We start from the raw sequence: 13,495 nt of genomic DNA on the forward strand, positions 1-13,495 counted from the left end.
GTTAGTATTTTTTCACATCAAAAAATTCTATTGTTATATGCCTTATGATATCTCTGTATCATTTTAAAGGTATTTAATTACTATTACTTATTATATATAATTAATAAGTTTTTTTCAATAGTATTTTTCCCACTTTCTATTACTTTATTCTATTAAGTATTTTTTGAAAATATTCTGGAAGTTGTGAGTCAAATTCCACATATTCATTCTTACTAGGATGAATAAATCCTAATTTTTTAGCGTGAAGAGTTTGACCTTCGATTTTTAACTTATTATTTTTAGGACCATATAAAGGGTCTCCTAAAATTGGATGGTTTAAAGATGCAGCATGAACTCTAATTTGATGAGTTCTTCCTGTTTCTAATGTAGCTCTAACTAAAGTATAGTTTTCAAACCTTTCTATTACTTCAAAGTGAGTTACAGCTCTTTTGCCATCTTTGACTACGGCCATTTTCAATCTATCCTTAGGATTTCTTCCTAGTGGCTTGTCCACCGTTACTTTATCTTCTTTAAATACACCGTGACAAATAAATTCATATTCTCTAGTTATAGAATGGTCTTTTAATTGATCTGCTAATGAGTTATGTGCATTATTATTTTTTGCAATCATTAAAAGACCTGAAGTATCTTTATCGATTCTATGAACTATACCTGGTCTAATTACACCATTTATAGATGATAAATTATCTTTACAATGATATAAAATTGCATTTACTAAAGTATTATCATAATTTCCTGGTGCCGGATGAACTACCATATTTTGTGCCTTATTCACTATTAGTAAATCATTATCTTCGTAGACTATATCTATAGCGATATCTTGTGGAACAATCTCTAGTAACTTTGGTGCTGGTATTTCAATAACTATTTTATCTTCTTCTTTAACTAAATATTTTGCTTTTTCAACCTTATCATTAACCCTAACTTTTTTATTTTTAATAATTTTTTGTATATAACTTCTAGACATATCTCCTAGCTGACTAGATAAGTATACGTCTAACCTTTCTCCTTCTTCTTCCTCAAGGACTAAAAATTCTCTTATTTCATCCATTATTTCACCTGCTTCTTATCTTCTTCGCTTGTAATTATATATATACATAGAAGTATTGTTCCTACTACTACGAAACAATCTGCTAAATTAAATACATAGTTCCATATTATATGAAAATCTAAGTAGTCCACTACAAAACCTAACCTAACTCTATCTATTAGATTTCCTATAGCACCTGATATTACTAATATTATACCTATCTTGCCAATATTATTCATTTTCTTAGTATGTAAATAGTAAATACCATAACAAGATGCAATTGCCGCAACTACTATGAATATAGTTTGATTATTTTGTAGCATACCAAAGGCTGCCCCCCTATTTTCCACATAAGTTAAATTGAATATATTATTTATAACAGGAATACTTTCTACTACTTGTAAATAATTTAATGCCCAGTATTTTATTATTTGATCTAACCCAATCAGTATAGCTACAATGACTTCATACATTTTCAATTCCTCCTAAATAAGTCTTATCCTATTTATTATACAAAAAAAGTATCTTTAAAGAAACAAATTTCTAAAAGATACTTTTTCTCTTATATATTATTTAATTTGCATTTTTTCATTATTTGTATTCTTTTCTAAATGTTCTATTAACTCTGATATTGTAACAAATTTATATCCTTTTTCCAATAAATCTGGAATAATTACATCTAAAGCTTCTATGGTTTGAGATTTAGGATTCCTTATTTTATTATAGTCATGCAGTAGTATTATACATCCATTTTGTATTCCACTTTCTATAGATTTTACAATAGAATTTACACCCGGACTTTCCCAATCTCTAGCATCTACATAAGACCAAAGTACTATATTCATATCTTCTTTTTTTATTATTTCACACATATCTCTGCTAATAGCTCTATATGGTGGTCTAAAGGTTTTAGGATATACTCCTGTCACAGATTTAACTGCACTTTGTGTATCTCCTATTTCTTTTCTAATTTTATTATATCCATTTTTTGATACATTTATATGAGTATAAGTATGGTTTCCTATTTCATGACCTTCTTCAAATTCTCTTTTTATTATTTTTTTATTATATTGAACTTTCTCTCCAATAACATAAAATGTTGCCTTTACATCATATTTCTTCAAAATATCCAATATTTGTGGTGTAAAATCTTCATCAGGTCCATCATCAAAAGTTAATGCAAGAAGTTTTTCATTTGTATTGCCACATTTAATTATTAAATCTTCATAATCATTTTTTGATATATTTTCAAATGCTTCCGTTTCTATGTCTTTATTAGATAGATTTCTAATACTTACTCCTATCAAAACTATTGCACCTAATATTAATACATAAATAGCCTTTCTCATGCAAAGCACTCCTTACTTATAATTATTCAGTTTCACCATCTAAACCATTTTTATTTAAGTCTGTTAAATCTTTAATATATTCACTATAATACATATCATTATAAGAATTAATAGCATTTTTATCCATACTTTCACTTTCATCTGGAGCTGTAATAATTTCTTTTGCGCAAGAAGAACAAAGTGTTGTTTCAGGTATTACATCTAATCTTTCTTTTTCTATTTTTTTATGACAATTTGTACAAATACCATAACTACCATCAGAAACCTTATCTAAAGCTTCGTTTATTTCATCAAGTACATACTTTTCATGACTAATCAAGCTATTATCCATATCATGCATATATACATCTGTTCCTATATCTCCTATGTGATTATCAACACTAGATAATTCTCCAGTACTATATTTTTCACTAGTATGTTTAGTAGTATCTCCAAATAATGTATTGTCTTCCATTTCCTTAATTGTTTTACTCACTTTCGCTTTTTCTTTTTCTAATTTTTTTCTGTAATCCACAATATCACCTCATCTATTTTCTGTATTGTTGTACTATATTTAATAATTTTGCTATGTACCTACCAACAAAAGGCAAGTCTACCCAACTAAATAATAACGCGAGTACTAATGCTGCCAGAATGGTAAATCCAATAGCTTGACCAAATCCTTTTCCTAATCCAGCAATAAAATTAATAATAAATAATCGCCTTTTACTATCTGTCAAATACATATAATCTCTAATTCTACTTCTTTCAATTATTATTATTAGTTTTTCTAAATATCTTTTAATGATACCTAATTCTTTTTGTGAATCATCACTTAAATACATACCATTAATAAGTCTATCAATATCTTCAATACTCACATATTCTTCATTATTTTTTTTGCATTTTTCTGTATAAGAAGCTTTTATTGCTTTATCTATATCTAAATATTTTTCATCTTCAATATCGAATTTTTTCTTTTTACCTTTATAATTCCTTAAATTTTCTGCAGATATACGAGTATTAAACTTCATTATTCCACATCCTTTTATATATTCTTAGCATCAAATTTAGTATACGAAAAAAGCTTTAAAAATATAAAATAAAGACTAAGTAATTTTCATTTTCTTAGTCTTTCCTTTTTTATCATTAATTATTTCTTTTTTATAATGCTTTTAACATTTTTAATACTATATCTTTTGAGTTTTCAGCTGCTTCTATAACAAATTCATCATAAGTTACATTAGCACTTCCATCAGCTTTGTCTGACATGGCTCTTATTATTACAAATGGAATATTATTTAAATAACAAGCATGAGCAATAGCTGCTCCTTCCATTTCTCCACAATAAGCATTAAAATCATTTTCTAATTCTTCTTTTAACTCTTTAGATGATATAAATATATCTCCTGTAGCTACTCTACCTTTAACTATTTTAAATTCTTTATCCTTAACTTGATCTAGCGATGATTCATATGCAGCATTTACAAGTCTTTCATCTGCTATAAATACTGAATTATCCATTTGTGGTATTTGACCTTTTTTATATCCAAAAGCTCTAGCATCTACATCGTATTGTATTGCTTCTGTTGATATTACTATATCATTTACATCAAGAGACGAGTGTATAGCTCCTGCCACTCCTGTATTAACCACAGCATCCACATTAAATTCACTTATTAATATTTGAGCACATAGTGCAGAGTTTACTTTTCCTATTCCACATTGAACTAATACTATATCTTTACCTTCTAACTTTCCTTCATAGAATGTTAAACTTGCTTTTTTCACAGTATTTTCTATGTCCATTAAACTTTTTAAAGTTGTTACCTCTAATTCCATTGCTCCAATTATTCCTATTTTTTTCATATTGCCTCCTAATTTACGTACATTTTCAATAAATAAGTATTTTATTAAAATTTATCTAAAAAACAAATAAATTATAAATTTCTAGTATTTAAAAAACCGTTCTAATAAATTAGAACGGATATTTTCAATATATTTAATAATATGTTTTATATATAAATTTGTCAAGAAGTTAAATTTATATAACCGCTACAAGTACTGCACCTTCTGATGTATAAACACCCATTGATGGTCCTACTTCCATCACGTAAACTTCTTTAAAATCGTGATAGCTCTCCAATATTTCTTTAATTTTCATAGCCTTTTCCGGACAATTTGCATGTCCTATAGCTAATTTAGTTCCACTTGTTTTGTGAACATTATTTTTTATATAATCTATAACTTTATTTATAGAGTTTTTCTCTCCTCTAGCTTTATCTATAGGCTTAACTAGACCATCACTAATATGAACAATAGCCTTTAAGTTTAAAGCACCTATTATTTTACCTGCTAGAGCATTTATTCTTCCACCTTTTATTGCATTTTCTAAAGTGTGTAAAGCTCCATAGAATACTACTTCATGTTTTAATTTTTCAATAGTATTTACTATTTCGTCCATACTTTTATCTTCATCCATCATATTTGAAATTTTTGATACTAATAATGCTTGGCCAATTGAACCTGTAGTAGAATCTATTATCTCTATCCTCTTTTTATTTCCATTTTCTTCTTCATACATATTTTTTGCAAGTACTGCACTATTATAAATCCCAGATAGTTTACTTGTTAAACATAATACTATAATATTGTCTTCTTCACAATCAAACGCATCTAAGAATTGATTAGGAGATGGACATGATGTTTTTGGTAATTCATTATAATCTTTCATCATCTCATAAAACTCAGGTATAGTTATATCTGTTCTTGTTGAATAACTTTTATCTCCAAAAGAAACCATTACATCTACGATTTCAACTTTACTACTATCTATAATTTCTTGCGAAAGATCACAACTACCATCTGTTATTAATTTTATATTCCTCATTCAAAATACCTCTCCTTAAATATAGTCCTCTAAATCGGTCAGCTGACCGAGTAATAAGTATATTCTATCTTTTATAATGATTTTTGTCAATATTTAAAGAATGAAAATGTTTTTTCTAGTTTGACAATATTTTTTTGTGACATTATAATAAGTGTAGATAAGTAAAGTTAGGAAGGTTTAAAATATGAAATTAGATAGAGCCACTAAACAAAATCATAATATGAAGGAAAAGATTTTATTAACTTCTATTGATTTAATGACTAAAAATGGTATAAATAATACTTCTTTGGCAGATATAGCAAGAGAAGTTAACATAAGTAAAGGCACATTATATTACCATTATGCATCAAAAGACGATATTATTTTTGATATAGCCGATAATCATTTAAGCATACTATCAGAGGCATTGTTGGATTGCATAAAAGAAATAAATTTTCATTTTACTACTGAAGAATTTGTATTAGTAGTTCTTAAAAATATTTCAAACATTGAGAGTACTGGCAGAATACATATGTACTTAATTTGTGAAGCAATAATGGGCAATAATGCTTTAAGAGAAAGAATTGGCGTGAAATACGTAGAGTGGAGGACCACTTTAGAGAATCAAATGACACAAATTATAGCTGATAAATCACATGCCAAAGGGGCTTCCTTCCTACTAATGTCTGTAGTAGATGGATTAGTAGTACAAGCGCTTTTAAAAGCTGAAAAAGTACCTTATGCAGAAATTGCTAAATTCTTAATAGATTATTCAAATAAAAAAAGAACTACCTCTTTATAGTTATTAACTAAGAGGTAGCTCTTTTTTAATTTAAGCTATTATTTTCTTATAACTTTTATTCCTGCGTCATGTCCATTTAGATCAAATACTTCTAAAGTATCATCTTCTACTCTTTCTATATCTAATGCTAAAGTTTCATTTTTGATATATTCATCAAAATTACTTACAGCTTTAGCTATTTCATCATCTGCGCAGAATTTTATATCTATATTATCTAATACTTCGAAATCATTAGATTTTCTTAATTGTTGTACTTTTGATATGAACTCTCTTACATATCCTTCTTCTATTAACTCTGAAGTTAAATTAGTATCTAATATAACGAATATGTTATTTTCCATACATACGTCGAATCCTTCTTTAGCCGATATATTTATTAATACATCATCTTTTCCAAATTCAAATGATTCTCCAGCTAAATCAACAGTTAATTTTTCACCAGATTCTAACTTAGGTACTACTTCATTAGCTTGTAATTTACCTAAAGCACCTGCAAACATTCCCATCTTCTTACCTAAAACTGGTCCTAAAGCTTTGAAGTTTGGTTTTAAGCTATAGTTCATGTATTCACTTAAATCAACAGCAAATACAACTTCTTTAACGTTAAGTTCTTCTTTTATTAAGTCTACAACGTCACTTATTTGAGCTTCATACTTCCCATCAACTAATACTTTTTGAACTGGTTGACGAACTTTTATTTTACTTTCTTCTCTAGATGCTCTACCTAAAGTTACTAAAGTTTTAGTTATTTCCATTTTTTCTTCTAATTCTAAATCTATTAATTCTTCATTAGCTCTTGGGTAAGATGCTAAGTGAACTGATTCTTCATTAGTTAAATCTCTGTATATTTCTTCAGAAAGATATGGAGCAAATGGAGCTATCATTCTACAAAGCTCAGTTAATAATTCATAAGTAGTATTATATACTGCTTTTTTATCTTCTGTTAATTCAGTAGCCCAGAATCTTCTTCTTGAACGTCTTATATACCAGTTAGATAAATCATCATTTATAAATGATTGTATGCTTCTTATAGTTTTGTTAACTTCGAATATTGCTAAGTTTTCTTCAGTTTCTTTCTTTAAGTGGTTGAATCTAGATAATATCCATCTATCTAATTCTGGTCTATCTTTGTATTCAACAAAGAAATCAGTTGGATTTACATTATCAGTGTTTGCATATAATGCAAAGAAATTGTATACGTTTTTGATAGTTCCTATGAACTTACTTTGTATTTCTCTAAGACCTGATTCATCAAATCTTATTGGAGTCCATGGTGGAGATACATATAATAGATACCATCTTAAAGCATCTGCTCCATATTTATCGAATAATTCAAATGGATCTACTGTATTTCCTCTAGATTTACTCATTTTCTTACCATCTTTATCAAGAACTAGGTCATTAACAAGTACATTTTTGTAAGGAGCTTTTCCTGTAACAAATGTAGATATAGCAAGTAATGAATAGAACCAACCTCTAGTTTGATCTATACCTTCACAGATGTAATCTGCTGGGAATAATTGATCAAAGTTTTCTTTATTTTCAAATGGATAGTGATGTTGAGCAAATGGCATTGCACCACTATCAAACCAACAATCTATAACTTCTGTTACTCTTGTCATTGGCTTTCCACAACATTCACATTTTAAATGTATATCATCTACATATGGTCTGTGAAGCTCTACAGTTTTTGGATCTATATTTTCAACAGCTTTAGCCGCTAACTCTTCTCTAGAACCTACTGAATCCTTATGACCACATTCACATCTCCATACGTTAAGTGGAGTACCCCAGTATCTTGTTCTTGATACTGCCCAATCATTTAAATTTTCTAACCAGTTACCAAATCTTCCTTCACCAACGAATTTTGGATACCAGTTAACAGTATTATTATTTTCTATTAATTTATCTTTTAATTTAGTCATTTCTATATACCAGCTTGGTTTTGCATAGTATACAAGTGGAGTTGAACATCTCCAACAGTGTGGGTAGTTATGTTCTACTTTTAATTTAGAGAATAATTTGTTCTCATGCGCTAACCATTTTATTATTTCAACGTCTAAACCGTCTTCCATAACAAATTTACCTTCCCATGGAGTAGCAGTAAATTTACCACTTTCATCAACAGGTTGTAATACTGGTAAGTTATATTTTCTTCCTAGATTGTAGTCGTCTTCACCGAAAGCTGGAGCAGTATGGACTATACCTGTACCATCTTCAGTAGTTACATAATCACCTAAAGTTATGAAGAATGCTTTTTCATCTGTTGTTACAAATGGCATTAATTGCTCATATTCAACACCTTCTAATTCAGCACCTTTCATCTCTTCTAATATTTCATAAGTTCCTTCTCCTAAAACTTTATTTGCTAAAGGTTTAGAAACATAATATATTTCATCATCTTTTTTAACTTTTAAGTAATCAACTTCTCCGTTAACTGTTAATGCAACGTTTGAAGGTAGAGTCCAAGGAGTAGTTGTCCAAGCTAAGAAGTATTCATTTTCAGCATCTTTTCTCTTGAATTTAGCTATAACTGTATTAGTTTTAACTTCTTTGTATCCTTGAGCAACCTCATGTGATGCAAGTCCAGTTCCACATCTTGGGCAGTATGGAAGTATCTTATGACCTTCGTATAAATATCCTTCTTTATTGAATTTATCTAGTATCCACCAAACTGATTCTATATAGTTATTGTCTAGTGTTATGTATGGATTATCTAAATCAACTTCATATGCCATTCTCTCAGTCATATTTCTCCATTTACTTTCGTAAGTGAAAACAGACTCTCTACATTTTTGGTTGAACTCAGCTATACCATACTCTTCTATTTGTTGTTTATTAGTTAAACCTAATTCTTTTTCAACTTGAAGTTCAACTGGTAGTCCATGAGTATCCCATCCAGCTTTTCTCTTAACTTGATATCCACTCATTGTTTTATATCTACAAACCCAGTCTTTTAAAGTTCTAGCAACAACATGGTGTATACCTGGATTACCATTTGCTGTTGGAGGTCCTTCGTAGAATACGAAGCTAGGATCATTTTGTCCTTTTTCTAATGTTTTGTCTAGTATATCTATTTGTTTCCAATATTCTGACACTTGACTCTCAGCATCTTTTACTGAAGAATCTACTAGTGGCTTAAATTTTGCCATATTAAGTTCACCCTTTCTTGATTATTTATTAGTATAAAATTTAATTATTCCCATTTTTATTGACTTAAATGCCAATATACATATTTATAACTTTGGTTAGTATAATTTAAAATTAAGGTATTTTAAACATAAAAAAACTCGTCCCCTAATAAAAGGGACGAGTTGAAATCGCGTTACCACCCTAATTCTATATATACTTGTAGTATATATAACACTCTATAGTTTAACGACACTAACCGGCATAGCTTAATTGATTAAAATCTTTCAGCCTGCAGCTCCAGAGTGATTTTCAACTTTATTCAATACGTTGGTTCTCAGCTTATCCAACTCTCTGTAGAATATCCAAAAGCCTACTCTCTCTATCATTGCTTTTTTTAATATGTAATTATATTCTTAAAGTATACAATAACTTACCTCTTCAGTCAATATAATTATTATTTAAACATTTTTCTTATTCCATAGAAGTAGCAGCCTCATCTTCTACTAAATAAGTATGTTCTTCTTCATATAAACCATCTACACTTAAATGCTCATCAACATCAGAGAATATATCATCTATAGTTTCTATCTCTTCTTTTATTAAAGATTTAAATCTATTTCTAAATCTTTTAAAGTTTTTTACTAAATCATCATATTCTTTCCTTAATGTATCAATCTGTTCTCTGCAGTTTTCTGTTATTTGTTTTGCTTTTAATTCTGCCTCATCTACTGTCATCTTAGCTTTTTTATTTGCAGCTTCACAAGTATCTTTAGCTGCTGCTTGAGCAGTTATTAATGTATCATTTAAAGTCTTTTCTATAGTTTTATATCTGCTTACTTGTTCTTGATACAATTTGATTTTTTCCTTTAAATCTAAATTTTCTCTATATAGATTTTCAAAATCTTCTTTTACCCTATCTAAGAATTCATCAACCTCATCTTCATGGTATCCTCTAAATCCTTTTTTAAACTCTTTATTTTCTATGTCCATTGGAGTTATCATATATTCCCCTCCTACAATAATAATTTTCCTTGAACTTTTATTTTTCCTTTTTTAGTTAAATCACCAATATTAGTTATTTGTGATCTACCTTTTCCTCTGACGGATATCAGAGATTCTGATTTTATTTCTTTTGAGCAAGATGTGATTTTTTCATAATTAACTTGAACTTTTTCGTTATTTATTAACTTAGCACTTTCTTGTCTCGAAATATTGTACATACCACTTATTATACAATCTATTCTACTTGAAGAAACAGTAAAGTTAACCTCTTTATAATTAGGTATATTATAAAGAATGTCATTTCTAAAAATTTCTTTTAACTTCACATTGTTCCTAGCAACCTTCTCTAAGTTCATTAAAATAAAATCACAGATATCAAAAGTAACAATTACCTGACAAAAGTTCTCATGTATAATTATATCTCCAATTTTTTCTCTTTTTATACCTAGACTTAATAAAGAACCTAGATAATCTTTATGACTGATTGATTTAAATTTGAAATTTCCTTCTATTTGTATAAATCTCAAAGTTTCATTTATATCTTCATATTCCATATAAAATGGATAAATAAATACTATTTTTCTTTCGCTTTCATCATAACCACCATCAACTGTATATTTCAAGTCGCTATTAGAATTTAAAATTGCTTTAGCATTCTCCACTTCAAACGGATTTAAAAAATCACTATATCTTACATCATAATTTTTTAAACAGCCATTTGCTTTATCAATTATTCTAAACATCTTATTTTTTAAATCTGTATCTTTAATGTGAGATGTTAATTTTAACTTGTCCATTTTATTACCTATTTTACCAAGCCAAGCTTACGATTAATCTTTGTGCCATTGATATTACAAAAAAAGCTATAATTGGTGAAAAATCTATTGGTATATCTATATATCTAAATAAAAGTTCTCTAATCGGTCCCACTAAAGGCTCTGTAAACATACTTAATATTTCGTATACCCTTGAGTATCTAGCTCCTGGAAACCAAGACATTAAACATTGTATTAAAATAATCCAACTTAATATGTTTAAAAGCTTAATCAGTAATACAGCTATCATTTGCATGGTTTTTCTCCTTTATGTATTATTTTTGCCATGGAAAAAATGCTTTACTTTCTAACTCTTTTTTAATATTTGCATCTATATCCACATTGTTTGGGGCTAATATAAATATTGACTTAGAAACCTTTTGCATACTTCCATCTAGTATATATACTGCTCCACTTATAAAGTAATATATAGACTTTTTAACTTCTGGCTCTTCTTCTACACTTTCTAAATTAACTATTACAGCTCTTCTTTGTCTTAGATGATCTGCTATTATAGTCACATCATCATATTTTTTAGGTTCAGCTATAACAACTTTCATTTGACTATTAGTATGTATATTAACAACTTTGCTACTTCTTGTTACTTGAGAATTAGTAGCTTCTAATTTAGATTCTTCTTGATCTGATTCTTCTTGAATACCATCATATTCATCTTCTCCATCGTATTCATCTTCTTCAATTGACATCCAATCTTTAAATTTCTTTATAAATCCTTCACTCATTTTATATTCCTCCCTATACTTTCTATTTGTTATAATTTCTTTGTCCAAATATTGAAGTTCCTACTCTTACAATTGTAGCCCCTTCCTCTATTGCAATTTTATAATCATGGCTCATCCCCATAGATAAAGTATCCATTTCTACATTTGGTAAGTTTAAGTCCTTAATTTGTAATGATAAATTCTTTAGACTTCTAAATACCTTTCTTATTTCTTCTTCATCATCTATAAAAGGTGCCATTGTCATTAATCCTTTAATATGTATATTTTTATAGTTGTTAGATACTTCTTTTATAAAATCTATTACAAACTCTTCCTCCAGTCCATGTTTACTTTCTTCTTTTGAAATATTAACTTGAACTAAACAATTAATTATCCTATCTATTTTTTCAGCTCTTTTTTGAATTTCTTCACATAAAGATATTCTATCTAAAGAATGGATCATATAAGCTTTATCAATTATGTACTTTACCTTATTAGTTTGTAAAGTACCTATTAAATGATATCTAACTTTATCGCCAATAACTTCATACTTTCTAGCTAATTCTTGAGGTTTATTTTCACCGATATCTGTAATTCCTGCATCTATAGCTTCTAAAACTTTATCTACATCTACAGTTTTAGTAACTGCCATTAAATTTACGTCTTCTTGTCTGTTACTTTCTTTTCTTATATCATTAATATTTTGTTTAATAGATATTATATTATCTTTAATTGACATAAATTATCACCTTCTTATTCCTTATACTAATTAATCTTTGTAATTCTTTTGTTTATAAAATTAGGTCTTAAAATAATTCTATCATGCAATTTAATTGTGTTTACCCCATTAACTTCATTACTTCTAAAATCCACATATACATAAGTATCGTCCTCAAAAGAAATACCTTTAATTTCTATAAATTCTGGCTTATTATTTTCTTCATTTATAACATATACACCTGTTTTGCTGTCCTTTTTTACTATAGATTCTTTCGGTATCCTTAAAGCTTCCATTTGTCTATATATTATATCAAATTCTTCCACTCTTGTATCGTAAATTTCAAGATTTTGTTGTGTAATTTTAACTACTATAATAAAACAATTATTTTTTTTATATATTTTATATATTTCGCCATTTATTTCCTCATTCTTAATTTTAATTTTAACACTATCACCTTCATTAAACAACTTATTATCTTCACTTACAAATGCCACATAATACTCATTATTGTTTATCAATCTAGCTATAATATTACCTTGTTTTATCTTTTTATTATTAGTTGAAGTCGGTATATAGTTATTACTTAGATTTTCTATATCTTCTTTAGTTAAATTAGACAAATCATCACTATTATATTTATTTTCATTGTTGTCATATTTATAAGATATAATTCCAGATGTACTAGCATAATAATTGGTAGCATTAGCTTTAACTTTTTCTTCTAATATTTTTAATTCTTCTTTTTTTACAGATAATATACCAATTTTTAATGCATTGTTTTCTCTTTCCAAGTCCTTTATCTCTTCTTTTAAATTATTTATTTCTTTATTAATACTATCATCTATATTGTTATTGTATATGGTAGCTATATTCTGAGATTTTTGAACTTTTTCATTATTATTTACTAGCAAAGATAGTGTTCCACTAGTATCACTTTTTATTAAATATTCATCTCTTATAACAATACACTTTTCCTTAACTTTCATAGTGTAAAAATCATCTTTTAGTACTAATACAGATGTATTCAATCCTATTAAAAGAGTTACTCCTTTAAATACTAAATATATAAGTATC

At 27.8% G+C, this 13,495-nt stretch carries 15 protein-coding genes and 1 other annotated feature; of the genes, 1 reads left to right on the top strand and 14 read right to left on the bottom strand.

Annotated features, from left to right (window positions below; all coding sequences use genetic code 11):
• Nucleotides 1–139: 139 nt before the first annotated feature.
• The 7 genes from NSA58_RS07640 to NSA58_RS07670 form a co-directional block, all read right to left on the bottom strand.
• Nucleotides 140–1,051, bottom strand: a complete 912-nt coding sequence (locus tag NSA58_RS07640) for an RluA family pseudouridine synthase (RefSeq protein WP_039678899.1) — start codon at nucleotides 1,049–1,051, stop codon at nucleotides 140–142.
• Nucleotides 1,051–1,503, bottom strand: coding sequence for a signal peptidase II (lspA, locus tag NSA58_RS07645; protein WP_039678898.1), 453 nt, complete (start codon nucleotides 1,501–1,503; stop codon nucleotides 1,051–1,053). Before lspA ends, NSA58_RS07640 begins: the two co-directional genes overlap by 1 nt.
• A gap of 96 nt (nucleotides 1,504–1,599) precedes the next feature.
• Nucleotides 1,600–2,379 carry a polysaccharide deacetylase family protein gene (locus tag NSA58_RS07650; protein WP_039678897.1) on the bottom strand — a complete coding sequence of 260 codons (780 nt, stop codon included), beginning with the start codon at nucleotides 2,377–2,379 and terminating at the stop codon, nucleotides 1,600–1,602.
• Nucleotides 2,380–2,401: 22 nt separating this feature from the next.
• On the bottom strand, nucleotides 2,402–2,893 hold the full coding sequence (locus NSA58_RS07655) for a TraR/DksA C4-type zinc finger protein (RefSeq protein ID WP_052232895.1): 492 nt from the start codon (nucleotides 2,891–2,893) through the stop codon (nucleotides 2,402–2,404).
• Nucleotides 2,894–2,906: 13 nt separating this feature from the next.
• Nucleotides 2,907–3,392, bottom strand: a complete 486-nt coding sequence (locus tag NSA58_RS07660) for a DUF5665 domain-containing protein (RefSeq protein WP_052232894.1) — start codon at nucleotides 3,390–3,392, stop codon at nucleotides 2,907–2,909.
• A 130-nt stretch (nucleotides 3,393–3,522) separates the two neighbouring features.
• Complete coding sequence (locus tag NSA58_RS07665) at nucleotides 3,523–4,227, bottom strand: 5'-methylthioadenosine/adenosylhomocysteine nucleosidase (RefSeq protein WP_074079175.1); 705 nt, start codon at nucleotides 4,225–4,227, stop codon at nucleotides 3,523–3,525.
• 175 nt (nucleotides 4,228–4,402) lie between these two features.
• Nucleotides 4,403–5,248: a DegV family protein gene (locus NSA58_RS07670; protein ID WP_039678894.1), complete on the bottom strand. Its 846-nt coding sequence runs from the start codon at nucleotides 5,246–5,248 to the stop codon at nucleotides 4,403–4,405.
• Nucleotides 5,249–5,432: 184 nt separating this feature from the next.
• Between NSA58_RS07670 and NSA58_RS07675 the strand changes: the two genes are divergently transcribed.
• Entirely contained in the window at nucleotides 5,433–6,029 is a 597-nt protein-coding gene (locus tag NSA58_RS07675) for a TetR/AcrR family transcriptional regulator (protein WP_039678893.1), read from the top strand.
• A gap of 38 nt (nucleotides 6,030–6,067) precedes the next feature.
• Here NSA58_RS07675 and ileS read toward each other — a convergent pair whose 3' ends face one another.
• From ileS to NSA58_RS07710, 7 genes are all read right to left on the bottom strand, one after another.
• Nucleotides 6,068–9,181 (bottom strand): isoleucine--tRNA ligase, encoded by a 3,114-nt coding sequence (gene ileS, locus NSA58_RS07680; RefSeq protein WP_039678892.1) that lies wholly within the window; start codon nucleotides 9,179–9,181, stop codon nucleotides 6,068–6,070.
• A gap of 150 nt (nucleotides 9,182–9,331) precedes the next feature.
• Nucleotides 9,332–9,556 (bottom strand) — a binding site (T-box leader).
• Nucleotides 9,557–9,632: 76 nt separating this feature from the next.
• The gene (locus tag NSA58_RS07685) at nucleotides 9,633–10,163 is read right to left on the bottom strand and encodes a DivIVA domain-containing protein (RefSeq protein ID WP_039678891.1); all 531 of its coding nucleotides are present in this window, start codon (nucleotides 10,161–10,163) and stop codon (nucleotides 9,633–9,635) included.
• A gap of 11 nt (nucleotides 10,164–10,174) precedes the next feature.
• On the bottom strand, nucleotides 10,175–10,960 hold the full coding sequence (locus NSA58_RS07690) for a YlmH family RNA-binding protein (protein ID WP_074429175.1): 786 nt from the start codon (nucleotides 10,958–10,960) through the stop codon (nucleotides 10,175–10,177).
• A 13-nt stretch (nucleotides 10,961–10,973) separates the two neighbouring features.
• Nucleotides 10,974–11,234, bottom strand: a complete 261-nt coding sequence (locus NSA58_RS07695) for a YggT family protein (protein WP_039678889.1) — start codon at nucleotides 11,232–11,234, stop codon at nucleotides 10,974–10,976.
• Nucleotides 11,235–11,253: 19 nt separating this feature from the next.
• Nucleotides 11,254–11,721 carry a cell division protein SepF gene (locus tag NSA58_RS07700; protein ID WP_039678888.1) on the bottom strand — a complete coding sequence of 156 codons (468 nt, stop codon included), beginning with the start codon at nucleotides 11,719–11,721 and terminating at the stop codon, nucleotides 11,254–11,256.
• Between the two features lie 22 nt (nucleotides 11,722–11,743).
• Nucleotides 11,744–12,439, bottom strand: a complete 696-nt coding sequence (locus tag NSA58_RS07705) for a YggS family pyridoxal phosphate-dependent enzyme (protein ID WP_039678887.1) — start codon at nucleotides 12,437–12,439, stop codon at nucleotides 11,744–11,746.
• A 26-nt stretch (nucleotides 12,440–12,465) separates the two neighbouring features.
• Nucleotides 12,466–13,495: HlyD family efflux transporter periplasmic adaptor subunit (locus tag NSA58_RS07710; protein WP_257560351.1), on the bottom strand; the 1,030-nt coding region annotated here is incomplete at its 5' end.

The organism is Terrisporobacter muris (assembly GCF_024621905.1).
Classification (GTDB): domain Bacteria; phylum Bacillota; class Clostridia; order Peptostreptococcales; family Peptostreptococcaceae; genus Terrisporobacter; species Terrisporobacter muris.

Bases quoted from the DNA above. Each gene is read 5' to 3' on its own strand.
- NSA58_RS07640 (WP_039678899.1), bottom strand. From the start codon at position 1,051: ATGGATGAAATAAGAGAATTTTTAGTCCTTGAGGAAGAAGAAGGAGAA.
- lspA (WP_039678898.1), bottom strand. From the start codon at position 1,503: ATGTATGAAGTCATTGTAGCTATACTGATTGGGTTAGATCAAATAATA.
- NSA58_RS07650 (WP_039678897.1), bottom strand. From the start codon at position 2,379: ATGAGAAAGGCTATTTATGTATTAATATTAGGTGCAATAGTTTTGATA.
- NSA58_RS07660 (WP_052232894.1), bottom strand. From the start codon at position 3,392: ATGAAGTTTAATACTCGTATATCTGCAGAAAATTTAAGGAATTATAAA.
- NSA58_RS07665 (WP_074079175.1), bottom strand. From the start codon at position 4,227: ATGAAAAAAATAGGAATAATTGGAGCAATGGAATTAGAGGTAACAACT.
- NSA58_RS07670 (WP_039678894.1), bottom strand. From the start codon at position 5,248: ATGAGGAATATAAAATTAATAACAGATGGTAGTTGTGATCTTTCGCAA.
- NSA58_RS07675 (WP_039678893.1), top strand. From the start codon at position 5,433: ATGAAATTAGATAGAGCCACTAAACAAAATCATAATATGAAGGAAAAG.
- ileS (WP_039678892.1), bottom strand. From the start codon at position 9,181: ATGGCAAAATTTAAGCCACTAGTAGATTCTTCAGTAAAAGATGCTGAG.
- NSA58_RS07685 (WP_039678891.1), bottom strand. From the start codon at position 10,163: ATGATAACTCCAATGGACATAGAAAATAAAGAGTTTAAAAAAGGATTT.
- NSA58_RS07690 (WP_074429175.1), bottom strand. From the start codon at position 10,960: ATGGACAAGTTAAAATTAACATCTCACATTAAAGATACAGATTTAAAA.
- NSA58_RS07695 (WP_039678889.1), bottom strand. From the start codon at position 11,234: ATGCAAATGATAGCTGTATTACTGATTAAGCTTTTAAACATATTAAGT.
- NSA58_RS07700 (WP_039678888.1), bottom strand. From the start codon at position 11,721: ATGAGTGAAGGATTTATAAAGAAATTTAAAGATTGGATGTCAATTGAA.
- NSA58_RS07705 (WP_039678887.1), bottom strand. From the start codon at position 12,439: ATGTCAATTAAAGATAATATAATATCTATTAAACAAAATATTAATGAT.